This is a genomic window from Ideonella sp. (assembly GCF_041914305.1).
Classification (GTDB): Bacteria; Pseudomonadota; Gammaproteobacteria; order Burkholderiales; family Burkholderiaceae_C; genus Ideonella.
Genome location: NZ_JAYSDQ010000027.1, coordinates 61,079 through 84,108, shown reverse-complemented (window position 1 = coordinate 84,108; position 23,030 = coordinate 61,079). Strand labels below are relative to the sequence as shown.

Genomic DNA, 23,030 nt, shown 5'->3' with positions numbered 1-23,030 from the left:
GCTACGTCATGGAGTCCGGCGAGGTCACCATGAGCGGGCCCGCCAAGCAGTTGCTCGACGACCCCAAGGTGCGCGCCGCTTACCTGGGCGAGTAAGGCTGTCGCCGCCACCGGCCAGGTGGGCGGCCCACGCCGCGGCCAAAAAAGAGGCCACCCGAAGGTGGCCCACAAACTTCCGGAGCAAAACGGAAGGGATTACTTGACGTTGACTGCCGCCCAGACGGTGTTCACCTTGTTCCACACCTTCGAGCCCACGCCACCGTACAGGTCGGCCGCGGCGGCCAGCGTGGCTTCGCGGGCCTGGTGGTAGTTGGTGCTGGAGGTCATGTAGACCGACAGCGCGCGGTACCAGATCTTCTCGGCCTTCTTGCGGCCCACGCCCTTGACGTCGGCGGTACCGGTGGCCACGCGGGTGTCGCCGTCCTGGCAGGTCTTCGACGGCTCGCCGTTCAGCGGCTGCGAGCCGTTGGCCAGCATGTAGAAGAAGTGGTTGCCGACGCCCGACGAGTAGTGCACGTCGAGCTTGCCCAGATCGGTGTACCAGCAGTCGGCCGACGCGCCGTCCACGCTCGGCTGGATCATCGTGCGCAGCGGGCCCGCACCGGTGCGCGACAGGCGCTCGCCGATCAGGTAGTCGGGCGTTTCGGCCGGGATGTTGGCGTAGAACTCGACCATCGAGCCGAAGATGTCCGAGGTCGATTCGTTCAAGCCGCCGGACTCGCCCGAGTACGTGAGGTTGGCGGTACGCGAGGTCACGCCGTGGCTCATCTCGTGGCCGGCCACGTCGATCGCCACCAGCGGCCAGTTGCTGGCGTCGCCGTCGCCGTAGCTCATGCAGAAGCAGCTGTCGCTCCACGAGGCGTTGACCCAGGGCAGGCCGAACAGCGATTGGTGCACCTTCGAGGTGGCGCCCTTGCCGTCGTCGGCAATGCCGTGGCGGCCGTGCACGTTCAGGTAGTAGTCCCAGGTGTAGGCATGGCCGGCCGCGGCGTCCACGGCCACCGTGGCGCGGTCGTTCTTGGTGCCGTCGCCCCATTCATTGTCGGCATCGGTGAACAGCGTGCCGGTGCCGCTGAACTTGCCCTTCAGGTCGTACACCGCGTGGCCGCCGCGCGTGGTGTCGCGCAGCGCGAAGCCGCCGGTCTGCTGCGAGTCGGTGTCGACATCGATCGTGCCCAGGAACAGGCTGTGGCCGGTGCCCACCGCGGCTGCGTGCATCACGTCGTCGAAGCTGTCGAGCACCTTGCCGGTGTGCGCATGCACGATCACGTGCTTCTCGGTCGGCGCACCTTCGGGCGTCTGGCCGGTGTAGAGCACGTCCCAGGCCAGCGCGGGCTTCTGATCGTGGGCGAACACCACCAGCTCGCTGGTCACGGTGGCGCCGGTGGCGACGTGCGCGGCGGCCAGGCCCAGCCATTCGGCGTCGGCGGCCTTCAGCTTGGGCTGCACGGCCAGCATCGGGGCCGAGGCCAGCGTGCGCGACAGGCCACGCAGCGCGCCGTCGGCGTGGCTGTGCACGACGACGTCGCCGCCGATCACGCGCAGGCCCTGGAAGCGGCGGGTGAAGCGCACATGCTCGACACCATCGGCATCGACGATCACGTCGCGGGCCTCGAAGCCATGGCCGCTGGCCGAGCGCGCGTCTTGCTGCAGGTGGGCCAGCGCGCGGGACACGGCCGCCGGGTGGTCGCCGGCCGGTGCGGCTTGCGCCATCGGCGCGGCGGCGATGCTGAACAAGGCGGCGCAGGCCAATGCCACGCGACGAAGAGGTTGCGAATTCAAGCTGGGTCTCCTTGTGGGCGGAATCAAGTCGGTCGCGACCTGGGTTCAGGTGCGTGGGGGCATGATGTCGGCGCCAACCTTCTGTCACAAGGCTTTCACCTTTGAATAAGGGGGTTTGCTGAAGATCGTTGAACAAGCCATGTTCATTGAACCTTCATGACCTTTTCACGGCCGCGTCACTGGCAGTCGCGAGCATGCAAGACCATGCAGACCGCCGCTCTCGACCTGTCGCCCCCGGTGCCTGCCGCCGAGACCGCGCACCCATCGCTGCGCTACCGCACCTTGTGGATTTCCGACATCCACCTGGGCACGCCCGGCTGCCAGGCGCATGCGCTGCTGGAATTCCTGAAGTCGACCGAGTCCGAAACGCTGTACCTGGTCGGCGACATCATCGACGGCTGGCAATTGCGGCGCGGCTGGTACTGGCCGCAGGCCCACAACGACGTGGTGCAGAAGCTGCTGCGCAAAGTGCGCAAGGGCACGCGTGTGGTCTTCGTGCCGGGCAACCACGACGAGTTCGCGCGCAAGTACCTGGGCCACAGCTTCGGTGGCGTCGAGGTGGTCGAGGACTGCGTGCACGAGACGGCCGACGGCCGGCGCCTGTGGGTCACCCATGGCGACCTGTTCGACGGCGTGATCCAGTGCGCCAAGTGGCTGGCCTATGTGGGCGACTCGCTGTACGAGTTCACGCTGAAGCTGAACCGCCACCTCAACCGCATGCGCGCGCGGCTGGGCCTGCCGTACTGGAGCCTGTCGAAATACCTGAAGCTCAAGGTCAAGCGGGCCGTCAGCTACGTGAGCGATTTCGAGGCCGCCGTGGCCCGCGAGGCGCGCAAGCGCGGCGTGCACGGCGTGGTCTGCGGCCACATCCACCACGCCGAGCTGCGCGAGATCGACGGCATGCTCTACGCCAACGATGGCGACTGGGTCGAGAGCCTGACGGCGCTGGCCGAACACGCCGACGGCCGGCTCGAGCTGATCGACTGGACACACACCGCGCTGGCGCTGGCCGGGCAGGCCGCCGGGGTGGTCACGCTGCCGCCGGCAGCCCCCGCCGCGCCGCCGCGCGTGCCCGAGCCGGTGGCGGCCTGTGCACCGGCCTGTGCGCCGGCGATGGGCACTTGACGGCGACGCCAGGACGCGCCAAAAGGGTCATGCCGCTGTCACAACAGATTCATAAACTCGGACCATGAGCGATTTCTTGCCCAGCGCGGCGACGGTGGACGCGCCCGCCCCCAGCCCCCCCAGCCCGACGCTGGCGCTGCTGAACCGCGAGCAGGCGATCCTGGAGTTCAACCGCCGTGTGCTGGCCCAGGCCCAGCGCGAGGATGTGCCGCTGCTCGAGCGGCTGCGCTACGTGACCATCGTCTCGTCCAACCTCGACGAGTTCTTCGAGGTGCGATTCGCCGACACGCTCGAGGCGGCCCGCGCCGCGCCCGGTGAGGCGTCGCGGGCCGACCTGGCCGAGGTGGCCGCGCGGGCCCACGCGCTGATCGACGAGCAATACGCCGTCTTCAACGACGAGGTGATGCCGGCCCTGGCCCGCCATGGCATCGAGGTCATCAACCACGACGACCGCGACCCGGCCCAGCGCCAATGGGTGGCCGGCTTCTTCGAGCGTGAGGTGCGGCCGCTGCTGATCCCGGTCGGGCTCGACCCGGCCCACCCGTTCCCGCAGGTCGCCAACAAGTCGCTGAACTTCATCGTGCGCCTGGGCGGGCGCGACGCGTTCGGCCGCGAAAGCCAGATCGCGATCGTCAAGGTGCCACGGGTGCTGCCGCGCGTCATCCGCCTGCCGCCCGAGGTGTGCCGCGTCGGCCAGCAAGGCTTCGTGCTGCTGTCCAGCGTGATCCGGGCGCACCTGCAGGACCTGTTCCCCGGCCGCGAGGTCGAGTTCTTCTCGCAGTTCCGCGTCACCCGCGATTCGGACCTGGACGTGGACGAAGACGACGTCACCAACCTGCGCCAGGCGCTGCGCAGCGGGCTGACCACGCGCCACTTCGGCCAGGCCATCCGGCTCGAGGTGGTCAACAGCTGCCCCGAGCAGCTGTGGCGCCTGCTGCTCGAGCAGTTTCAGCTGCCCGACGCGGCGCTGTACCGCGTCAACGGCCCAGTCAACCTGGTGCGGCTGACCCAGCTGATCGACCAGGCCGACGACCTGGTGGGCGGCGAGTGGATGCGCTTTCCGCGCTACGAGCCGGCCTGGCCCGAGGGGCGCCTGTCGCGCCACCATCCGTTCTTCGACACGCTGCGCGAGCGCGATGTGCTGCTGCACCACCCGTTCGAGAGCTTCGAGCCGGTGATCGAGTTCTTGCGCCAGGCGGTGCACGACCCCGAGGTGCTGGCGATCAAGCAGACGGTCTACCGCACCGGCGAAAAGTCGGTGCTGATGGACCTGTTGATCGAGGCAGCGCGCCGGGGCAAAGAGGTGATGGTCGTCGTCGAGCTGAAGGCCCGCTTCGACGAAGAGGCCAACATCAACTGGGCCGAGCGGCTGGAGGCGGTCGGCGCGCAGGTCGTCTACGGCATCGTCGGGCTGAAGACGCATGCCAAGCTGCTGCTGGTCACCCGCCGCGAGGTCACGCCCCGCGGTGTCACGCATTTGCGGCGTTATGTGCACCTGTCCACCGGCAACTACAACCCGAAGACGGCGCGGCTGTACACCGACATCGGCTACCTCACCGCAGACCCCGGCATCGCGGCCGATGCCGACGGCGTGTTCCAGCAGATCGCCAGCCTCACGCGGGTCAAGCCGCCGCGCCACCTGCTGACCGCGCCGTTCGTGCTGCACCGCCGCCTGGTCAAGCACATCGGCCAGGTGGCCGAAGCCGCGCGCGCCGGGCGACCGGCCCGCATCGTTGTCAAGTGCAACGCCCTGACCGAGCCGGTGCTGATCCACGCGCTGGTCGAGGCCGGCCGCGCGGGCGCCAAGATCGACCTCGTGGTGCGCGGCGCCTGCATGCTGCCGCCGGGCCTGGTCGGCGAGACCGACCACATCCGCGTGCGCTCGGTGATCGGCCGCTTTCTCGAGCATTCGCGCATCCTGTACTTCCGCTGGGGCGATGGCGACGACGACGAGGCGCTGTACCTGTCCAGCGCCGACTGGATGGGGCGCAACATGTTCCGCCGCATCGAGCTGGCCTGGCCGGTGCGCGACGCCAAACTGCGCCAGCGCGTGCTCGACGAATGCCTGGTGCCCTACCTGCACGACGGCCGCGACGCCTGGCTGCTGCAAAGCGACGGCAGCTACCGCGCCGAGCGCGGCGGTGCCAGCGCCCAGCAGGCGCTGATGGCGCGCTTCAGCGCCGGCACCGCGGGCTGAACGGGCCGGGGACTGGATCGCAAATGGACCTGATCCTCTGGCGCCATGCCGAAGCCGAAGAGCTGGCCGATGGCGTCGACGACCCGGCGCGTGGCCTGACCGGCAAGGGCGAGCGCCACGCCCGCCGCGTGGCCGATTGGCTGAACCAGGTGCTACCGCATTCGACCAAGGTGCTGGTCAGCCCGGCCCTGCGCGCGCGGCAGACGGCCGAGACGCTGGAGCGCAAGTTCAAGGTGTCGGACGCGCTGGCCCCCGAAGGCTCGGTCGAAGGGCTACTGGCCGCCGTGCGCTGGCCCGATGCCCGCGAGCCGGTGCTGGTGGTCGGCCACCAGCCGACGCTGGGCCTGACGGCGGCCTACCTGATGACCGGCGCGCGCCTGCTCGGCGCCGAAGCCGAGCTGCTGGTGCCGTGGTCGATCCGCAAGGGCGGTGTCTGGTGGCTGCGCCACCGCCCGCGTGAAGACCGTGGCGAGGTGGTGCTGGTTGCGGTGCAAAGCCCTGACCTCGTCTGATAGACGAGTTCAGGGCTTTGCCCGAACACTGGGCTCCCTCCGGCCCCCTCCGAGCGGGGGCTCCAGCATGGGTGACGGGCTGCCGCGCATGTCGCATCAGGCCAGCGTGAATCCGGCGTCGGCGACTTGTGTGCCGTTGATGTTCAGCGTCACTGCATGCCACCCCACGTAGTAGCGCCGCGTCGTGATCGGCTTCAGGCTGTGGCGGCGCGTGAGGGTGCGTTCTTCGCCGGGCGCCAGCGTCAGGTTCCAGCCCTTGAAGACCTTGGGTGACGGTATGCCGCGCGCCGTCATGTGGTGCACGGCGTAGTCGATCACCAGGGTTTGCGCGCTGCGCGAGCGCGATTGCAGCTGCAGTGCCAGCGTCAGCTCGTCACCGATCTGCACCTGGTTGGGCGACACGCTGAACGACGCCGCGCCCTTGAACCGCCCACCCACACCCCAGGCCGCCAGCACACGGGGGTGGCCCTGCTTGATCAGCGTGCGGCTGGCATGGCGCAGCAGCGCGCGGCGCTCGGCGCTGGCCTCGGGCAGGTGCTGGTCCAGCCAGTCGGCCAGCAGGTCGGGGTGGTCTTTCGCGATGTCGTTCAGGTGGTTGGCCACGCTGCGGCGCACGGCCTCGTCGCTGTCGTCCTGCAGCCGCTGCAGCACCGCGTAGGCGGGGCGCGGGTCGGCCACCGAGGCCTGCAGCCGCAGGCCCCAGGGCAGGCGAGGGCGGCTGCCTTCGCTGGCCAGGCGGCGCACCGCGGCGCTCGGGTCTTCGGACCAGCGCTTCAGCACCGGCCAGACCTCGCCCGGGTGGTCGCGCAGCAGCGGGCGGATCGCGAACTCGGCGGTGAAACGCTGCGTCAGCGCGTGCAGGCACTGCAGGCCGCGGTGCAGGTCGGCCGGGCGCTGCGCAACGCGGCAGGCGACGAATTCACCCAGCGACCAGAGCACCCAGCCGCTCAGGCCACCGGCCCGCGCTGCGTCGCCTTGGTCGTCCACCGGGGCCAGCGCCGCCTCGATGAGGGTCGCCGCGCGCTCGAAGTCGCCTGGCAGGCAGCTGTCCAGCGCCTGGGCGATCTGCATCGCGCGGGCCTTCATCTCCAGCCCGTCCAGCCCCTGGCCGGCCAGGCGCTCGAAACGGCGCCGGTCGAACGCGGGCCACGCGGCGTGCAGGTGAGTGGCGGCATCGGCCACCGTGCGGGCGTTGATCAGGTTCTTGAAGGCGTCGGGCATGGGGCCGCAGCATAGTGAAAACGATAGGCCTTCGCAGGCCCTGGCTACGTGATTCCCACAAACCCTGCTGGCAGTGCCGGCGCGAGCATGCAGGCGGCTCTTTCCTGACATCATTCAACGAACGCCACTTTGTTCTGGAGACGCGAATGACCTCTCGCCGCCGACTCGTTGCCGCCACCACCGCCTTGCTGGCCTGTGCCTGGGTGGCCTCACCGGCCCAGGCCCAGGGCTACCCGACCAAGCCGGTGCGGCTGGTCGTGCCGTTCGCCCCCGGGGGCACGACCGACATCATTGCCCGCGTGGTGGCCGAGAAGCTGGGGCCCAACCTCGGCGGCACGGTGATCGTGGAGAACAAGAGCGGCGGTGGCGGCATCGTCGGCGCCACCGAGATCTCGCGCGCCGCGCCCGATGGCTACACGCTGGGCATGGCGACGGTGTCGACCACCGCGGCCAACCCGGCGATCAACCCGGCCATCGCCTACGACCCGATCACCGGCTTCACGCCGGTCATCAACATCGCCGCGACGCCGAACGTGATCGCGGTGCACCCCTCGTTCCCGGCCAAGGACTACAAGGGCTTCCTGGCCGAGATCCAGGCCAAGCCCGGCAAGTACAGCTTCGCCACCTCGGGCACCGGTGGCATCGGCCACCTGCAGATGGAGCTGTACAAGAGCCTGACGAAGACCTTCGTCACCCACATCCCGTACCGCGGCGCGGGCCCGGCCCTGAACGACGTGGTCGCCGGCCAGGTGCCGATCATCTTCGACAACCTGCCGTCGGCGCTGCCCTTCATCAAGGACGGCCGGCTGGTGCCGATCGTCGTGGCCGCACCGCAGCGCGTGGCGGCGCTGCCGAACGTGCCGACCTTCGCCGAGGTCGGCCTCACGCCGGTCAACCGCATGGCCTACTACGGCATCCATGCGCCGGCCAACCTGCCGAAGGAGCTGGTCGACAAGATCAACGCCGCGGTCAAGAAGACGGTCGAGATGCCCGAGGTGAAGAAGCGCATCGAAGACACCGGCTCGATCATCATCGCCAACTCGCCGGCCGACTTCGCCAAGCAGATCCAGGACGAACTGATGACCTACAAGCGGGTCGTGCAGTTGCAGCGCTTGAAGCTCGATTGATCGGCTTCCATGCCCGTTCACATCGTCAAGCTGGGCAGCGCGCGCGGCCCCGGTGAAGGCACACGCATCGGCACCGTGCGGCGGCCGCCGCGCGGTGTGCCGAAGGCCGAGTTCGCGTCGCGCAACTACTACGACGTCTGGTACCCGAACCTGGCCCCCAGCGTCGAGACGATGAAGCTCGGCCAGCAGGCCGAGACACCGGCGCAGTGGGCGGCGTTCGTCAAGGCCTACCGGCACGAGATGGCCGAGCCCGATGCGGCGCGCTCGATCGCGCTGCTGGCGGCGCTGTCACACCAAAGTCACTTTTCGGTCGGTTGTTATTGTGAGATAGAGGCGCAGTGCCACCGCTCGGTGCTGCGCGCGCTGTTGCAAGAGCAGGGGGCGCAGATTGCGCCGGAGTAAGTGCTGTAAGTAACTAGCACCGCGACATGGCGGTGTCATGCTGGATCGTTAGGCTTCGCGCCCTCATTCCAACGATCTCTGACACCACCCATGCGCAACCGATTTCACCTGCGGCCGCTGTTCGCCGCGTTCCTGGCTGCCGGCCTGGCCCTGCCGGCTCTGGCCTCTACCTCCGGCGTCGTCGTCAGCCAGGTCTACGGCGGCGGTGGCAACTCCGGCGCCACGCTGAAGAACGACTTCATCGAGTTGTTCAACGCCGGCAGCAGCCCGGTCGCGCTGGCCGGCTGGTCGGTGCAGTACAACTCCACCACCGGCACCGGCACCTGGCTGAAGACCGACCTGTCCGGCGTGGTGCTGCAGCCGCGCCAGTACTACCTGGTGCAAGAAGCCGCCGGCACCGGTGGCACGCAAGACCTGCCGACGCCCGACGCGATCGGCACCATCTTCATGAGCGCGACCGGCGGCAAGGTCGCGCTGGTCAGCAGCACCGTCGCGCTGGTCGGTGACAAGCCCAACTCACCGAGCATCGTCGACCTGGTCGGCTTCGGCACGGCCAACTACTTCGAAGGCTCGGGCGCCGCGCCGGCGCCGTCGAACACCACCGCCGACCTGCGCGCCGCCGCCGGCTGCACCGACACCGACCAGAACGCCACCGACTTCGCCGCCGGCGCCCCGGCGCCGCGCAACACCGGCGCACCGCTGGGCAGCTGCGTCATCGACGGCCCGACCGAGCGCACGATCATGGAGATCCAGGGCAGCGGCGCCGCCAGCCCGTTCGCCGGCCAGCCGGTGAAGACCTCGGGTGTCGTCACGCGGGTCAACAACAACGGCTTCTTCATGCAAGACGAAGTGGGCGACGGCAACAGCGCCACCTCCGACGGCATCTTCGTCTACACCGGCGCCGCGCCCACCGTCTCGGTCGGCCAGTTGGTGCAGTTGACCGCCAACATCAGCGAGTTCAACACCGGCGCCGCCGGCAACACCGACACCGCGGCCCACCCGGTGACCGAGCTGACCGGTGTCGCCAACCTGAACGTGCTGTCCAGCGGCCACACGATCACGCCCACGGTCATCACCTTCCCTGAAGCGAGCAACGACGACCTCGAGCGTGTCGAAGGCATGCTGGTCACGATCAACGGCCCGCTGACCGCCTCGCAGAACTACTTCCAGGGCCGCTACGGCCAGGTCACGCTGTCGGCCAACGGCCGCATGGAAACGCCGACCAACCGCTACCGCCCCGGCACGGCCGAGGCCCTGGCGCTGGCCGATGCCAACGCCCGCAGCCGCATCATCCTGGACGACGGCACCACGGTGCAGAACCCCGACCCGACGCCCTACATCGGCCCGGGCAACACGCTGCGCAGCGGCGACACGGTGGCCTCGGTCACCGGCGTGGTCGACTACGGCCTGGCCACCAGCAGCAACGCTGGCTTTGGCGACTACAAGCTGCACCCGGTCGGCGCGGTCAACTTCACGCGCGACAACCCGCGCACCGACGCGCCGGCCCCGGTGCCCGGCAACCTGAAGCTGGCCAGCTTCAACGTGCTGAACTTCTTCACCACCTTCACCGACGGCACCGATGTCGACGGCCACACCGGCCAGGGTTGCACGCTCGACGGCGTGAGCGCCCCGTCCAACTGCCGCGGCGCCAACAACCTGGCCGAGTTCCAGCGCCAGCGCACCAAGATCATCGAGGCCATCGCCGCGATCGATGCCGATGCGCTGGGCCTGATGGAGATGCAGAACAACGGCGCCACGGCGGTCGGCCACCTGGTCGACGGCCTGAACGCCAAGGTCGGCGCCGGCACCTACGCGGCCGTGGCCGACCCCGCCAGCGGCACCGGCACCGACGCGATCAAGGTCGCGATGATTTACAAGCCGGCCCGCATTGCGCTGGTCAACGCGGCCCAGAGCGACACCGACCCGGTGCACAACCGCCCGCCGCTGGCGCAGACCTTTGCCGCGCTGAACGGCGAGCGCTTCACGCTGGTGGTCAATCACCTGAAGTCCAAGGGCAGCTGCCCGGCGCAGAGCGACCCCGACTACGACGGCAACTTCGACGCGGGCGATGGCCAGGGCTGCTGGAACGCACACCGTGTCGACCAGGCGCATCGCACCGCCAGCTGGGTGATGGGCCTGGCCTCGGGCGCTGGCACCGACCGCGCGCTGCTGCTGGGTGACATGAACTCGTATGCCCAGGAAGACCCGGTGATCGCTTTTGCCGGCGGCGGCTTCGCCGACCAGATCGGCCGCTTCAACAGCTTCGGCTACTCGTATGTGTTCGACGGCGCCTCGGGCCGGCTCGACCACGCGCTGGCCAGCGCCACGATGGCCACCCAGCTGACCGATGCGATCGAGTGGCACATCAACGCCGACGAACCCTCGGTGATCGACTACAACACCGAGTTCAAGAAGCCGTTGTGCGCCAACTGCGGGCCCGACTACTACAGCGCGACGCCGTTCCGCTCGTCCGACCACGACCCGGTCGTGACCGGCCTGTACCTGGTCAAGACGATCAGCGGCGGCGCCGGCAAGGACAAGTTGGTGGGCACGCCCGGCGACGACCAGCTGATCGGCGGCGGCGGTGCCGACAAGCTGACCGGCGGTTCCGGTGAAGACGTCTTCACCTACACCAAGATGGGCGACGCGAAGGACACCATCCTCGACTTCGCGCCCGGCACCGACCGCATCGACCTGAGGGCTTTGCTCATCAGCATCGGCTACGGCGGCACCGACCCGGTCGCCGACCAGGTGGTGCGGCTGCGCGACGGCCTGAACGGCGCCAAGCTTCAGATCGACACCGACGGCATTGGCCACAACGCCGGCTGGAAAGACCTGGTCATCCTGAAGGGCGTGCTCGCGGCCGACGTGCTGCCGTCGCGTGACCTGATCTTCTTCGAGGCTGCTCAGCGCGCCGCGCGCTGACCCGCACATCGACAGCCGGGCAACCGGCTGCCCACGAAGCCCGACCCTGGTCGGGCTTTTTTGTTCTAGGGGCACGACCCGCTTGATGCGGAGCTAACCGGTTATCGTCGGGGTTCACACCAAACCACGGAGGCGTTCTTGCTCAGGATTGCGCATTTGCAGATGGCCCGCTTCGCGGCCCTGATCGGTCTGACTCTGGCAGCCTCTGCCCAAGCCGCCCCACCGACCTATCGCGTCACCGATCTCGGCCTGCCGCAGGGGGCGTCGGCGACGCAGCCTGTGGCATTGAACGATGCGGGCGAGGTGCTCGGCCAGGCCGACGTGGCCGATCAGCAGATCGGCATTCGCCCCTTCCTCTGGTCGGCAGCAGGCGGCACCCGCTGGTGGGACACGCCACTCACCAGCGGCAGAAACGACCTGGGTCTCCTGAACAACCGGGGCCATGTGGTCGGTACCCACCAGGTCCAGGACGGGCAGGGCGGCTTCACGTCGCAGGCCTTCGTCTGGACCGAGTCGAACGGCGTGCGCCTGCTCGGCGGGCTGGTCCCGGGCGGCAGCAGCTTTGGCAACGCCGTCAACGACCTCGCCCAGGTGGTGGGCACGGCCATCGCGGCCGATGGCGCGCCGCACCTGTTCGTCTGGAGCGGGTCGACGGGCATGGTCGATCGCAACCCGGCGGGTGCACCGGGCAGCTACGGTCAGGCGATCAACCTGTACGGCCAGGTGGCCGGCACGATGATGCTGGCGGATGGCCGCCAGCGCGCCATCGTCGTCGGCCGCCAAGGCCAATGGCGGCGGCTCGGCTGCATCGGTGCCGACAACGGCCAGCCCTGTCACAGCCAGGCATTGGGCATCAACAACAACGGTGAAGTCGTGGGCGTCAGCGGTACGGGCAGCCGGTCGCATGGCTTCATCTGGTCTGCCGAAGCCGGCATGCGCGACATCGCCGCCGGCGGCCCCTACGCCGACCATGAAGTCAAGGCCCAGGCGATCAATGCCGTCGGCCAGGTGGTCGGCAGCCTCATGGTGCAGAACTTCTACCGCGCGGCCTACTGGGACGCGGCCAACGGCCTGCACGACATCGCCGACCTGATCGACCCGGCCGATCCGCTGGCTGGCAGGGTGCGCTACACGGTGCCCGTCGGCATCAACGCCAGCGGCCAGATCGCCTTGTCCGGCGAGATCAGCGGCGTCAAGCACGCGATGGTGCTCACGCCGGTGCGCTGAGCGGCATCGGGGTCAGGTCCTCACGGCGGGCCACCTTTCGGGCCTGCACCGAGGCGTTGCCATCTGCCATGCGGCTGCCCGGTTATCGTTCGGGCCACGATCTACAAGATGGGGGCCCGATTTGATTTCGACCTTGAACATGCGAACGGCGCTCGGCGCCGGCCTGGTGAGCCTGTGCCTGGCCGCCACGGCGTGGGCGGCGCCGCCGACCTACCGCGTCACCGACATCGGCCTGCCCGAGGGCCACGACCGCAGCGAGGGCAGCGCGTTGAGCGAGCGCGGCGAGGTCATCGGCTACAGCATGGGCCATCGCACCGGCAGCCAGAACTTTGCCTGGTCGGCGTCGACCGGCCGCAAGCCTTGGCACGGCCCGACCCGGCACCCGAGCGTGCTCTTGATCGACCTCAACAAGCAGCGCCAGGTCGCCGGCAGCATCGACCACCCCTTTGTCGATGGCGCGCCCCACGTGGGTTTCGTCTGGCACCCTGACACCGGCACGCAGCTGATGGACGGGTTGTCGGCCGGCGGCGGCGACAGCGGCGTGATGGCCCTCAACGATCGGGGCGTGGCCACCGGCTGGTACACCGGCGCCACCGCCGAGCTGCCGCACGCCTTCGTCTGGACGCAGCAGACCGGCATGGTCGACATCCACCCCAACGGCTATGACCGCTCCGAGCCGATGGCACTGAACAACCGGGGCCAGGTGCTGGCGCTGGCCTACCCGCCCGGCAGCCGCGACTGGGAGCTCACCGTGCTGTCGATGGGCGGTGTCGTCGAGCGCGTGGGCTGCATGCCGCTGGCCGGACAGCCCAAGACCTATTGCTACGCGTCGTCGATCAACGACCGCAGGCAGGTGGCTGGCCAGGTGTCCGGCACGGTGGGGGTCGACGGCCATGGGGTGCCGGTCCACCCGGTGATCTGGACGGCCGCTGCCGGCATGGTCGACATCTCGGCCGGCACGCCCTTCGCGAACGATTCGGGCGACCTGCTCGACATCAACCACCGCGGCCAGGTGGTGGGCCGCCTGGTGCGCCGCGGGGCCGGCGTGATCGAGACCTTCTACTGGGACGCGGAAAACGGCATGCACAAGGTCGAAGACCTGGTCGACCCCGCCGATCCGTTGAAGGGCCGCTTCCTGGTGACGGGCGGGCCCTCGTACATCAACAGCAAGGGCATGATCCTGCTCAATGCCCGGGTCGAGGGTGACCCGGCTTTCCAGCGCACGCTGGTGCTGACACCGGTGCGCTGAAGCCGATCCGCTGAGTGGGGTCGTCAGGCAGGCCGGCGGGCCAGTGCCAGGCCTTGCTCAGGCCGGGTGGGCCGGCTCCCAACCCTCGATCCAGCGCGCGAAGCGAGTCAGGCCGTCGGCCAGCGAGGTGCAGGCCCAGTCGCCGATGCGCGCGCGCAGGCGGCCATCGTCGGCGCAGGTCACCGGCACGTCGCCCGGCTGCATCGGGCCGAATTCGATCTGCGCCTTCAGGCCCAGCGCGTCTTCGAGCGTGCGCACGAAGTCGACCACCTTCACCGGCACGTGGTGGCCGAGGTTGTAGACGTCGGACTCTTTCGCTGCAGCAGTGGGCGCCGGCGCGTTCAGCAGCCGGACCACCGCGTCGACGATGTCGTCGATGCAGGTGAAGTCGCGCAGCAGCTGGCCTTCGGCGAACAGCGTGATCGGCTGGCCCGCGCGGATGCGGCGCGAGAACGAGAAGTACGCCATGTCCGGCCGGCCCCAGGGGCCGTAGACGGTGAAAAAGCGCAGGCCCGTCGAGCGCAGCCCGTGGATGCTGGCGTAGGTGTGGGCGATCAGCTCGTTGGCGATCTTGGTCGCGGCATAGAGCGACGCCGGGCGGTCGACACGGTCGGTTTCGCGGAACGGCGCGTCGGTGCGGTTGCCGTAGACGCTGGACGAGCTGGCGTACAGCAGGTGCGGCACGTCGGCCTCGCGGCAGGCCTCGATCACATTGGCAAAGCCGACCAGGTTGGACTGGATGTAGTCGGCCGGCGCCTTGATCGAGTGCCGCACGCCGGCTTGCGCGGCGAGGTGGATCACGGCGTCGAAGCCACCTTGCACGATCAGCGCACGGGTGGCCGCACCGTCGCACAGGTCGAGCACCTGGCACGGCACCGCCAGCGGCTGCAGCAGCGCCGCCACGCGGTCCTGCTTCAGCCGCGGCTCGTAGTAGGTGTTGAAGTTGTCGACACCGGTGACCCGGTGGCCGGCGCGCGCCAGCTCGGCCGCCACATGGGCGCCGATGAAGCCGGCCGCGCCGGTGACGAGGATGTTCTGGGCCATGGGCCGCCGATGATAGCCCTGCACCGCCGCGCGCCGCAGGGGTGGGGCCAAGGCGCTCGCTCCCCCTGGGGGACGGGCCGCCGGGCGACGGCCCAGGGGCCTGCTGAGCGCCGCCGGGCCGCTCCCAAGGCGCTCGCTCCCCTCGGGGGACGGCCCGTAGGGCCCAGGGGCCTGCTGATACCATCGCGCGCCATTCCTCCCGTGCCCACGATGCCCCCGACGCCCGACGCTGCGCGCCGTCCCTGGACGCGCCTGCTGCTTGCCAGCGCGCTCGGCCTGGGCTTGCTGGCGTGGCTGCTGCGCCAGGTCGACCTGACCCCGCTGCGCGCGGCCTTCGCTGCCACCCCCGCCTGGCTCTGGGCCGTGGCGCTGGCCGGCCTGGGCCTGAGCTATGCGCTGCGGGCCGAGCGGCTGCGGCGCGAGTGGGGCTCGTGGTTCGCCGCCGATGCGGGCCGGGGCACCGCGCCCGGCTTCATGGCCTGCCTGGCGCTGTTTCTGACCCACAACGCCGCCATCGTCGTGTTGCCGCTGCGCGCCGGCGAGGCCGGCTACCCCTTGCTGATGCAGCGCCGCTTCGGCGTGCCGCTGGGTGATTCGCTGCGCAGCCTGCTGTGGCTGCGCCTGCAGGATGCCGCGGTGCTGGCCACCCTGGCCGCGCTGTGGCTGCCGCCGTTCACCCACCAGGCGCGCCTGGGCTGGGCCGCACTGCTGGCGCTGGGCTGGGCACTGGTGCTGCTGTTCGGCGCGCGGGCGCTGGCGGCCGTCTCGGCCCGCGTGCCGGCGGTGCAGCGCTTCGAATCGGCCTGGCTGACCCACCGCAACGACCGCCTCGGCTGGGCCTTGTGCGCCGCCAACTGGCTGGTCAAGCTGGCGGTGTTCGCGCTGGTGCTGCAGGCGCTGGCGCCACTGGACCTTGCCGCCGCACTGCGCGGCGCGCTGGGCGGCGAGCTGGCCTCGGTGCTGCCGCTGCAAGGCCCGGCCGGCCTGGGCACCTACGAAGCCGGCGTCTGGGCCGCCACGCGCATGGACGGCGGCGCGGCCGGCGACGCCTCGGGCGCCCAGGTGGCCGCCGGGGCGTTGGCGCTGCACGCCTTCAGCCTCGCGGTGGCCCTGGCCGCGGCTGCGATGATCATGCCTTGGGCCAAAGTGCCCAAGGCGACGTTGGAGAACAAGACGCAATGAGCACCACCCCCTTGACCCCGCCGACAACGGCCGTCGACCTGCCCGCCGCGCGCGCGCTGGCGCTGACCCAGCTGAAGCCGCACCGCCTGTCGGTGGTGGTGCCGATGTACAACGAGATCGACAACGCCAAGCCGCTGATCGACGCGGTGCAGGCGGCGCTGGCGGCCTATCCGCAGCCGTGGGAGCTGATCGTCGTCGACGACGGCAGCCGCGACGGCACCGGCCGCGCACTGCAAGACCATGCGGCCACCGTCGGCCCGCACATCCGGGTGGTGCGCCTGCTGCGCAACTTCCGCCAGACGGCGGCGATGCAGGCCGGCATCGACGCCGCGCGCGGCGACATCATCGTGACGATGGACGGCGACCTGCAGAACGACCCGCAGGACATCCCGCTGCTGGTGGCCAAGCTGCTGAACGAGCCCTACGACATGGTGGCCGGCTGGCGCCAGAACCGGCAAGACGGCTTCGCGCTGCGCAAGTTCCCCTCGATGCTGGCCAACCGCCTGATCCGCCGCGTCACCGACCTGAAGTTCCAGGACCTGGGCTGCAGCCTGAAGGCCTTTCGCGCGCCGGTGCTGCGCGAGATCCGCCTGTATGGCGAGATGCACCGCTTCATCCCGGCTTGGCTGGCGACCGTGACCTCGCCCACGCGCATGGCCGAGGTGCCGGTCAGCCACCATGCCCGCACAGCGGGTGAATCGAAGTACGGCATCTCGCGCACCTTCCGCGTGCTGGTCGATTTGCTGGCGGTCTATTTCTTCTTGAATTTCGGCGCGCGGCCCGGCCACTTCTTCGGCACCGTGGGGCTGGGCATCGGCGCCATCGGCACGATGATCCTCGGCTACCTCGGCGTGCTGAAGCTGCTGGGCGAATCGGTCGGTGGCCGGCCGCTGCTGATCCTGGGCTTCTTCATGGTCATCGGTGGGTTGCAGTTCCTGTGCACCGGCGTGCTGGCCGAGCTGCTGATCCGCATCTACTACGAAGGCGGCCACGCGCGGCAGTACCACACGATGGTGCAGCCCGATTTGAACGACGCCGATGCATGGCATGAACGCTCTTAAGCGCGCGCCCTGGGCGCTGGCCCTGGCCTTGCTGCTGCTGGCGGTCTTCCAGCTCGGCGCCGCGCCGCTGTTCGATGTCGACGAAGGCGCGTTCAGCGAAGCCACGCGCGAGATGCTGCAAAGCGGCGACTGGGGCCACACCACGCTGAACGGCGAGGACCGCTTCGACAAGCCGATCCTCGTCTACTGGCTGCAGGCGGCCAGCGTCGGCGTGATCGGCCTGAACGAGTTCGCGCTGCGCCTGCCGTCGGCGCTGTGCGCGTGGGGCTGGGCGCTGGCGCTGTTCATGTTCGCGCAGCCGCGGCTCGGTGGGCGGGTGGCGGTCAGTGCAGCCTTGATGTTGGCGACCAGCCTCGGTGTGCTGGCGATCGGCCGCGCGGCGACCGCCGATGCGCTGCTGAACTTCCTGCTCGTGATGGCCGTGTGCGACGCCTGGCGCTGGCTCGAATCGGAGCAGAAGGCGCCGCTGCGCCGCGCGTTCGCCTGGATGGGCCTGGGCCTGCTGGCCAAGGGGCCGGTCGCGGTGCTGGTGCCGGTGGCGGCGGCCGGTGTCTGGCTGGTCACCGCCTGGGACTGGCGCCTGGCGCTGCGCCGCATCGGCCAGGCCGTGAGCGACCTGCCGGCCTGGGCGCTGCTGATCGGCATCGCCGCGCCCTGGTACGCCTATGCGCTGCACCGCCACGGCCAGGCCTTCATCGATGGTTTCTTCGTCAAGCACAACCTGGCGCGCTACAGCAACCCGATGGAGCAGCACGGCGGCAGCTGGGCCTACTACCTGGTTGTGATGCCCTTGCTGCTGTTGCCGTGGGCGCCGCTGCTGGCCGCTGTGGTGCGGCGGGTGCGTGGCCACTGGCAAGACCCGCTCGGCCGCTTCCTGCTCGGCTGGGGCGGCTTCGTGCTGGTGTTCTTCTCGTTGTCGGGCACCAAGCTGCCGCACTACGTGCTGTATGGCGCCACACCATTCGTGCTGCTGATGGCGATCGAGCTGGAGCGCTGTGGCGCAGTGATGCGCTGGGCACTGGGCCTGGCCTGCCTCGCGCTGCTGGCGCTGGTGGTGTTGCCGGCCTGGACCGCGCCGCAGTGGATCGGCCAGGTCAAGCACCCGATGTACCGCGCCTTGCTGGCCGGCGCCGGCCAGCCGCTGGGGTTGATGATCGCCGGCACGGTCGCGGCCGGTGTCGTGATCGGCCTCACCGCGGCGCCGGCGCGCCTGCGCGAGGGGCTGGCCGCCAGCGCCGCGCCGCTGCTGTCGGCCTGCGTCGTCGCGCTGGTGTTGCTGGGCTTCGGCCTGCCGTGGTGGGGCACGCTGCTGCAAGGGCCTGTGCGCGACGCCGCGCTGGCCGCACGCGACCGGCCCGAGCCGGCCGTGCAATGGCAGCTGCACCAACCCAGTTTCTCGGTCTACCGCGGCCAACCCACGCCGCGCCGCAAGCCGCGGCCGGGCGAGCTGGCGCTGATCCGCGTCGACCACCTGAAGAAGCTGCCGGCCGACCAAGCCAACGCCTACGACACGGTGTTCGAAGAGCGCGGGATCGCGCTGATCCACTGGCGCGGCGCGCCTTGAAACACCGGCGCGACGCGCCCTGAGCCTCACCCCTGCCGTGGGCTGAGCAGCACGACGCGTTTCCAGTCCTGCGCGATCGTGCGGTGCGACAGGCACGAGCTGGCGCATTGGGGCGAGCCCAGCGCCGAGCACTGCAAGGTCTCGGCGCGCTGCTCGCGCGCGAAAGCGCTGGTCCAGATCTCGCGTGCGCTTTGGCGCGTGATGTTGCCGATCACCGGGTACTCCCAGCAGGTGCGCACATCGCCGTTGGCCAGGATGTGAAAGTCCCGCAGCCCGACCCGGCAGGGCGTGCGCGCGGGCTGCACCCGGTCGCCCCGGAAGTGCGCCGGCCACGACAACAGCCGGCGCTCCTCGGTCTCGATCGGTGCCCCCGCCCGCTTGGCCGCGACCAGCGACTGCACCACCTGCGCCAGCTGCGCGTCGTCTGCCGGGCGCAGCCACAGGTCACGCTTGACCTCGGTCGTCCATGGGCGAACCGGGCTGAAATCGACCGACGATGCACCGGCCTGCACGGCCCAGTCGACCAGGTCGCGCATCTCGTGCAGGTTCTGGCGGTGCACGGTGGCCTTGATGCGGATCGGGAAGCTGCCGCCCGCCGCGTCGCGCGCTGAGCGCAGCCGCTGCAGCCCCTGGCGGATGCGGGCCAGCGAGCCGGGCATGCCGCGCGACGCGTCGTGCACCGCATCGGTGGCGCCGTCGACCGAGATGTCCACGTTGAGCGGCGACGCCGCCACGATGCGCGCCACATTCGACGCCGTCAGCGCCGACCCGTTGGTGATCATGCCCCAGTGGATCCGCCGCGCCGCGCACCACTGCACCAGGTCGAGAAAGGGCTTGAACATCAGCGGCTCGCCGCCGGCGAACTGCACGTTGAAGCGCCCGACATAAGCTTGCAGATCGGCGAAGGCGTGCTGCCACTGCGCCAGGCTCATCTCGGCCGGGTAGTCGTCCAGCCGCCAGCAGGCGCACGAGCCGCAGCGGTAGTTGCAGCGCTCGGTCGGGTGGGCCCGGATCGCGAACGGCCGCGACAACTCCAGCCCGGTGCCGAGCTGAATCGCCTCGCGCAGTTCCTGGCCCAGCCGCTGGCTGCCCAGCGACACCAACCGAGCCACCTGGCGCGGCTTCATGGCCGACTCCCGCGGCGGTACATCGACCACGATTTGGCGAAACCGCCGACGCGCTCGGTGTAGACCTGGGCTTCGGGGAACAGCTGCCTGAGCAGGCTGAGCTTCAGGTGGCTCGTCTGCGCCAGCGGGCAGTGCCAGGGCTGGTGGGCGTGCCGCCGGTCCTGCCAGGCGGCCCAGGCGTTGCGCAGCGGCCGCGGGTAGAACCAGTAGAACGGCAGGCCGGTGTGCGCCTCGATCGGGAAGGTGTAGGCCGGCGTCTGCACCCAGTAGCTGCGGCCGACGCGGCGCACCTCGCGCGCAAAGCAGGCCACGCGCTCGGCATCGCCCAGGTGCTCGATCACGCTGTTGCTGAACACGATGTCGAACGACTGGTCGGCGAACTGGCCCAGGTCGGTGGCGTCGCCGACGATCACCCGCCACTCGGCGCCGTTGGTGGGCAGGCGCCACGGTCGCAAGGTGCCGGCGCTGGCGGCCGACGTGTTCAGCAAGGTCAGCCGGTAGGGCTGCTCGGCCAGCGTCCAGGTCTCGATGTTGCCGCCCAGGTCGAGGATGCGGTCACCCGGGCGGGCACCGAGCCGGTCAGCAAATGCCCGCAGGCGGCGCGCCCGCCAGTGCCGTTGCAGACGCTCTTTCAGCGGCGCCGGGTGCGGGGCGGCGTGGCCCGCGGGATCGGTGTGCTCGGATCCTGTGCCGTGACGGCTGGCAGGCGCCGTGTGATGGCCCATGTTGCTTACCCCCCGTTTTTTTTCTGCCCAGCGCCCGGCGTTGCGCCGGCGGCGAGGACGAAACCATCCTAGTCCCGGGGTGCTCACATGTTGCGTGCTTTTTGCACGTTAGCTGGCCGGGCGGCCAAAGTCTGTCAACCTAGGGGGAGGTGCTGTCAGTGCCGAGCCCGGCCATCCATAACCCGGCAGTCAAGCGGCTAGCATGGCGCCACCACATCGACACGATTTCGGGGTTCACCATGAGCACGTCCTGGTACAGCGTGGCCGCCGCGGGCGGCCGGTTTCAGCGCCTGGCCGCAGCGGCCGGGGCCGCCATGGCATTGGCGGGGGCGTGGCCCGGCCCCGCCGAGGCGGGCACACGCTTTTCCGAGCCGGCCGTGTTCGACCGCACGACCGATGGTGCGTATTCGAACGCCGCCCTGGCGCTGGGCGCCGACGGGGCGTTCTATGGCACGACCGAGATGGGCGGCCAGTACGACCATGGCACCGTCTTTCGCTTCGTGCCGGGCCAGGGCATCGAGGCGGTGCACCATTTCAAGAAGAAGGACGGCCGCGCCCCGCGCGCCGGCCTGCTGCTGCTGGCCGATGGCAGCCTGTGGGGCGTGGCCAGCCAGGGTGGCCGCCACGACAAGGGCACCATCTTCCGCCTCGCGCCGGGCGGCCAGCTCGAGGCGGTGCACGCCTTCGACGGTGTCGACGGCGAATACCCGCTGGCCACCTTGACGCAGGCCCGTGACGGCTGGCTCTACGGCGCCACGGCCGGCCGGACGGACGCCTACGCCGGCTCGGTCTTCCGCATCGACCCGGCCAGCCGCCGCTTCGAGCTGCTGCACCGTTTCGAGGGCTCGGCCAATTCGGCGCCGCTGGGCCATTCGCCCACCGGCAAGCTGCTGCAGGCCCGCGACGGCTACCTCTATGGCACCGCCTACCGGGGCGGCAGCCACGGTCAGGGCACGGTCTACCGTGTCGACCCGGCCAGCGGCCAGGTCCAGCTCGTCCATGTCTTCGACGGCAGCCAGGGGTGCGAGCCCTACGCCGGCTTGACCGAAGGCCCCGACGGCGCGTTGTATGGCGCGGCGACCCAGTGCGGCGCGGGCGGCTCGGGGACGGTGTTCCGGCTCACGCCGACGGCGCAAGGTGCCGACGTGCAGGCCTTGCACCACTTCGACTGGTTCAACGAGGCGTCCGGGCCGGTCTGTGACCTGACCCTGGCCAGCGACGGCTACCTTTATGGGTGCACCCAAGACATGGGTTATGGCAGCGCCTTCCGCATCCTGCCCGACGGGCACGCGTACAACCGCTTCGTGCTCGCCGGCTGGCGCACACCGAGCAAGGGCGCCTTCCCGTGGGGCCGCCTGCTCGAGCACGACGGGGCCTTGTGGGGCACGCTGTCGATGGGCGTCTACACCGAGTACTCGGCCGGCACGATCTACAAGCTGACAACGACCAAGGTGCAGCCTTGAACGGTGCGCCGCGCCGCCCCCCGGCGGCGCGGCGCTAAGTAGTTCCACGCGTTCGCGCACGGGCTGGGTGGCTAGAGTCGGCCACAGCCACCGGAGCCCACCATGCCGAACCGCCAGCCCACCCGTCGCCAATGTCTCGAAGCGATCGCCGCGTTCGGCGCGGCCGGGCTGCTGCCCCGTCACGCCTGGGCGCAGGCCGCGTGGCCGAGCAAGTCGGTGCGGTTCGTCGTGCCGTTCGCGCCGGGCGGCAGCTCCGAGATCGTCGCGCGCACGACGGCGGCCGAGCTGAGCAAGTCGCTCGGGCAGAGCGTGTATGTCGACAACAAGCCCGGGGGTGCCGGCAACGTGGCGATGGCCGAGGTCGCGCGGGCCGACGACCAGCACACGCTGATCCTGGGCCACATCGGCACGCTGGCGGTCAACCCGTACATCTTCGACAAGCTGCCCTACGACCCGAACAGGGACTTCAAGCCGATCTCGCTGCTGGCCAAGGTGCCCAGCCTGTACCTCGTGCACCCGGACCTGCCGGTCAAGAACCTGAAGGAATTCATCGCGCTGGCCAAGGCCAAGCCAGGCCGGCTGAACTACGGCTCGGCCGGCAACGGCAGCGCCGGCCACCTGGCGATGGAATACCTGAAGATGGCCAGCGACACCTTCATCCTGCACGTGCCCTACCGCGGCACCGGCCCGCAGCTGACCGACCTGCTGGCCGGCCGGCTCGACGCAGCGTCGGTCGGCGCACCGGCGGTGCTGCAGTTCATCAAGGCCGGCAAGCTGCGCTGCATCGCCACCGGCACCACCCAGCGCATCCCGCAACTGCCGGATGTGCCGACCGTCGCCGAGCAGGGCTACCCCGGCTTCGAGATGACGCAGTGGTACGGCCTGATGGCCCCCGCCTCGCTGCCGCAGCCGGCCGCCGACAAGCTGGCCGCCGCCGCCGCGAAAGCGATGCGCGAGAAAGACGCGCTCGACCGCTTGTCCAACGACGCGGCGATCGCCGTCGGCAGCACCCCGGCCGAATTCGCCGCCTTCATCGCTGCCGAGCAAAAGCGCTGGAAGCCGGTGATCGCGCGGGCCAAGATCAAGCCCGATTGACCG

At 70.0% G+C, this 23,030-nt stretch carries 18 protein-coding genes and 1 pseudogene; 14 read left to right on the top strand and 5 right to left on the bottom strand.

Annotated features, from left to right (window positions below; translation table 11 throughout):
• Nucleotides 1-95: pseudogene (locus ACE3SG_RS26805) on the top strand (ABC transporter ATP-binding protein); the annotation flags it as partial.
• 99 nt (nucleotides 96-194) lie between these two features.
• On the opposite strand, the gene ACE3SG_RS26800 reads toward ACE3SG_RS26805, so the two are convergent.
• Nucleotides 195-1,781, bottom strand: coding sequence for a M4 family metallopeptidase (locus tag ACE3SG_RS26800; protein WP_374569320.1), 1,587 nt, complete (start codon nucleotides 1,779-1,781; stop codon nucleotides 195-197).
• A gap of 204 nt (nucleotides 1,782-1,985) precedes the next feature.
• Between ACE3SG_RS26800 and ACE3SG_RS26795 the strand changes: the two genes are divergently transcribed.
• The 3 genes from ACE3SG_RS26795 (at nucleotide 1,986) to ACE3SG_RS26785 (ending at nucleotide 5,615) form a co-directional block, all read left to right on the top strand.
• On the top strand, nucleotides 1,986-2,906 hold the full coding sequence (locus tag ACE3SG_RS26795) for a UDP-2,3-diacylglucosamine diphosphatase (protein ID WP_374569319.1): 921 nt from the start codon (nucleotides 1,986-1,988) through the stop codon (nucleotides 2,904-2,906).
• 64 nt (nucleotides 2,907-2,970) lie between these two features.
• On the top strand, nucleotides 2,971-5,103 hold the full coding sequence (ppk1, locus tag ACE3SG_RS26790) for a polyphosphate kinase 1 (RefSeq protein ID WP_374569318.1): 2,133 nt from the start codon (nucleotides 2,971-2,973) through the stop codon (nucleotides 5,101-5,103).
• 23 nt (nucleotides 5,104-5,126) lie between these two features.
• Nucleotides 5,127-5,615 (top strand): histidine phosphatase family protein, encoded by a 489-nt coding sequence (locus tag ACE3SG_RS26785; protein WP_374569317.1) that lies wholly within the window; start codon nucleotides 5,127-5,129, stop codon nucleotides 5,613-5,615.
• A 96-nt stretch (nucleotides 5,616-5,711) separates the two neighbouring features.
• On the opposite strand, the gene ACE3SG_RS26780 is transcribed toward ACE3SG_RS26785, so the two are convergent.
• Nucleotides 5,712-6,836 (bottom strand): DNA alkylation repair protein, encoded by a 1,125-nt coding sequence (locus ACE3SG_RS26780; protein ID WP_374569316.1) that lies wholly within the window; start codon nucleotides 6,834-6,836, stop codon nucleotides 5,712-5,714.
• Nucleotides 6,837-6,982: 146 nt separating this feature from the next.
• Between ACE3SG_RS26780 and ACE3SG_RS26775 the strand changes: the two genes are divergently transcribed.
• From ACE3SG_RS26775 to ACE3SG_RS26755, 5 genes are all read left to right on the top strand, one after another.
• On the top strand, nucleotides 6,983-7,963 hold the full coding sequence (locus ACE3SG_RS26775) for a tripartite tricarboxylate transporter substrate binding protein BugE (protein ID WP_374569315.1): 981 nt from the start codon (nucleotides 6,983-6,985) through the stop codon (nucleotides 7,961-7,963).
• A gap of 9 nt (nucleotides 7,964-7,972) precedes the next feature.
• Nucleotides 7,973-8,365 carry a DUF488 domain-containing protein gene (locus tag ACE3SG_RS26770; protein ID WP_374569314.1) on the top strand — a complete coding sequence of 131 codons (393 nt, stop codon included), beginning with the start codon at nucleotides 7,973-7,975 and terminating at the stop codon, nucleotides 8,363-8,365.
• A gap of 90 nt (nucleotides 8,366-8,455) precedes the next feature.
• Nucleotides 8,456-11,290, top strand: coding sequence for an ExeM/NucH family extracellular endonuclease (locus ACE3SG_RS26765; RefSeq protein WP_374569313.1), 2,835 nt, complete (start codon nucleotides 8,456-8,458; stop codon nucleotides 11,288-11,290).
• Nucleotides 11,291-11,428: 138 nt separating this feature from the next.
• On the top strand, nucleotides 11,429-12,517 hold the full coding sequence (locus tag ACE3SG_RS26760; protein WP_374569311.1) for a hypothetical protein: 1,089 nt from the start codon (nucleotides 11,429-11,431) through the stop codon (nucleotides 12,515-12,517).
• Nucleotides 12,518-12,650: 133 nt separating this feature from the next.
• Complete coding sequence (locus ACE3SG_RS26755) at nucleotides 12,651-13,766, top strand: hypothetical protein (protein WP_374569310.1); 1,116 nt, start codon at nucleotides 12,651-12,653, stop codon at nucleotides 13,764-13,766.
• A gap of 57 nt (nucleotides 13,767-13,823) precedes the next feature.
• Here ACE3SG_RS26755 and ACE3SG_RS26750 read toward each other — a convergent pair whose 3' ends face one another.
• Nucleotides 13,824-14,810 (bottom strand): NAD-dependent epimerase/dehydratase family protein, encoded by a 987-nt coding sequence (locus tag ACE3SG_RS26750; RefSeq protein ID WP_374569309.1) that lies wholly within the window; start codon nucleotides 14,808-14,810, stop codon nucleotides 13,824-13,826.
• Nucleotides 14,811-15,020: 210 nt separating this feature from the next.
• Between ACE3SG_RS26750 and ACE3SG_RS26745 the strand changes: the two genes are divergently transcribed.
• The 3 genes from ACE3SG_RS26745 to ACE3SG_RS26735 are packed head-to-tail and all read left to right on the top strand — an operon-like array spanning nucleotide 15,021 to nucleotide 18,617.
• On the top strand, nucleotides 15,021-15,992 hold the full coding sequence (locus ACE3SG_RS26745; RefSeq protein ID WP_374569308.1) for a lysylphosphatidylglycerol synthase domain-containing protein: 972 nt from the start codon (nucleotides 15,021-15,023) through the stop codon (nucleotides 15,990-15,992).
• Nucleotides 15,989-17,053 carry a glycosyltransferase family 2 protein gene (locus ACE3SG_RS26740; RefSeq protein ID WP_374569307.1) on the top strand — a complete coding sequence of 355 codons (1,065 nt, stop codon included), beginning with the start codon at nucleotides 15,989-15,991 and terminating at the stop codon, nucleotides 17,051-17,053. Before ACE3SG_RS26745 ends, ACE3SG_RS26740 begins: the two co-directional genes overlap by 4 nt.
• The gene (locus ACE3SG_RS26735) at nucleotides 17,040-18,617 is read left to right on the top strand and encodes an ArnT family glycosyltransferase (RefSeq protein ID WP_374569306.1); all 1,578 of its coding nucleotides are present in this window, start codon (nucleotides 17,040-17,042) and stop codon (nucleotides 18,615-18,617) included. The genes ACE3SG_RS26740 and ACE3SG_RS26735 overlap by 14 nt, the downstream gene beginning before the upstream one ends.
• Nucleotides 18,618-18,643: 26 nt before the next feature.
• On the opposite strand, the gene ACE3SG_RS26730 is transcribed toward ACE3SG_RS26735, so the two are convergent.
• Both ACE3SG_RS26730 and ACE3SG_RS26725 read right to left on the bottom strand, forming a co-directional pair.
• The gene (locus ACE3SG_RS26730; protein WP_374569305.1) at nucleotides 18,644-19,744 is read right to left on the bottom strand and encodes a radical SAM protein; all 1,101 of its coding nucleotides are present in this window, start codon (nucleotides 19,742-19,744) and stop codon (nucleotides 18,644-18,646) included.
• Nucleotides 19,741-20,469 (bottom strand): class I SAM-dependent methyltransferase, encoded by a 729-nt coding sequence (locus ACE3SG_RS26725; RefSeq protein WP_374569304.1) that lies wholly within the window; start codon nucleotides 20,467-20,469, stop codon nucleotides 19,741-19,743. Before ACE3SG_RS26725 ends, ACE3SG_RS26730 begins: the two co-directional genes overlap by 4 nt.
• Nucleotides 20,470-20,708: 239 nt before the next feature.
• Between ACE3SG_RS26725 and ACE3SG_RS26720 the strand changes: the two genes are divergently transcribed.
• Both ACE3SG_RS26720 and ACE3SG_RS26715 read left to right on the top strand, forming a co-directional pair.
• A complete protein-coding gene (locus tag ACE3SG_RS26720) occupies nucleotides 20,709-21,932 on the top strand; it encodes a choice-of-anchor tandem repeat GloVer-containing protein (RefSeq protein WP_374569303.1) in 1,224 nt (407 codons plus the stop codon).
• Between the two features lie 102 nt (nucleotides 21,933-22,034).
• Nucleotides 22,035-23,027: a Bug family tripartite tricarboxylate transporter substrate binding protein gene (locus tag ACE3SG_RS26715; protein ID WP_374569302.1), complete on the top strand. Its 993-nt coding sequence runs from the start codon at nucleotides 22,035-22,037 to the stop codon at nucleotides 23,025-23,027.
• Nucleotides 23,028-23,030: the final 3 nt, after the last annotated feature.

Excerpts from the sequence above, each read along its gene's own strand:
- ACE3SG_RS26765 (WP_374569313.1), top strand. The coding sequence starts at position 8,456 with ATGCGCAACCGATTTCACCTGCGGCCGCTGTTCGCCGCGTTCCTGGCT.
- ACE3SG_RS26735 (WP_374569306.1), top strand. The coding sequence starts at position 17,040 with ATGAACGCTCTTAAGCGCGCGCCCTGGGCGCTGGCCCTGGCCTTGCTG.
- ACE3SG_RS26770 (WP_374569314.1), top strand. The coding sequence starts at position 7,973 with ATGCCCGTTCACATCGTCAAGCTGGGCAGCGCGCGCGGCCCCGGTGAA.
- ACE3SG_RS26720 (WP_374569303.1), top strand. The coding sequence starts at position 20,709 with ATGAGCACGTCCTGGTACAGCGTGGCCGCCGCGGGCGGCCGGTTTCAG.
- ACE3SG_RS26730 (WP_374569305.1), bottom strand. The coding sequence starts at position 19,744 with ATGAAGCCGCGCCAGGTGGCTCGGTTGGTGTCGCTGGGCAGCCAGCGG.
- ACE3SG_RS26785 (WP_374569317.1), top strand. The coding sequence starts at position 5,127 with ATGGACCTGATCCTCTGGCGCCATGCCGAAGCCGAAGAGCTGGCCGAT.
- ACE3SG_RS26740 (WP_374569307.1), top strand. The coding sequence starts at position 15,989 with ATGAGCACCACCCCCTTGACCCCGCCGACAACGGCCGTCGACCTGCCC.
- ACE3SG_RS26715 (WP_374569302.1), top strand. The coding sequence starts at position 22,035 with ATGCCGAACCGCCAGCCCACCCGTCGCCAATGTCTCGAAGCGATCGCC.
- ACE3SG_RS26795 (WP_374569319.1), top strand. The coding sequence starts at position 1,986 with ATGCAGACCGCCGCTCTCGACCTGTCGCCCCCGGTGCCTGCCGCCGAG.
- ppk1 (WP_374569318.1), top strand. The coding sequence starts at position 2,971 with ATGAGCGATTTCTTGCCCAGCGCGGCGACGGTGGACGCGCCCGCCCCC.
- ACE3SG_RS26745 (WP_374569308.1), top strand. The coding sequence starts at position 15,021 with ATGCCCCCGACGCCCGACGCTGCGCGCCGTCCCTGGACGCGCCTGCTG.
- ACE3SG_RS26780 (WP_374569316.1), bottom strand. The coding sequence starts at position 6,836 with ATGCCCGACGCCTTCAAGAACCTGATCAACGCCCGCACGGTGGCCGAT.
- ACE3SG_RS26725 (WP_374569304.1), bottom strand. The coding sequence starts at position 20,469 with ATGGGCCATCACACGGCGCCTGCCAGCCGTCACGGCACAGGATCCGAG.
- ACE3SG_RS26775 (WP_374569315.1), top strand. The coding sequence starts at position 6,983 with ATGACCTCTCGCCGCCGACTCGTTGCCGCCACCACCGCCTTGCTGGCC.
- ACE3SG_RS26750 (WP_374569309.1), bottom strand. The coding sequence starts at position 14,810 with ATGGCCCAGAACATCCTCGTCACCGGCGCGGCCGGCTTCATCGGCGCC.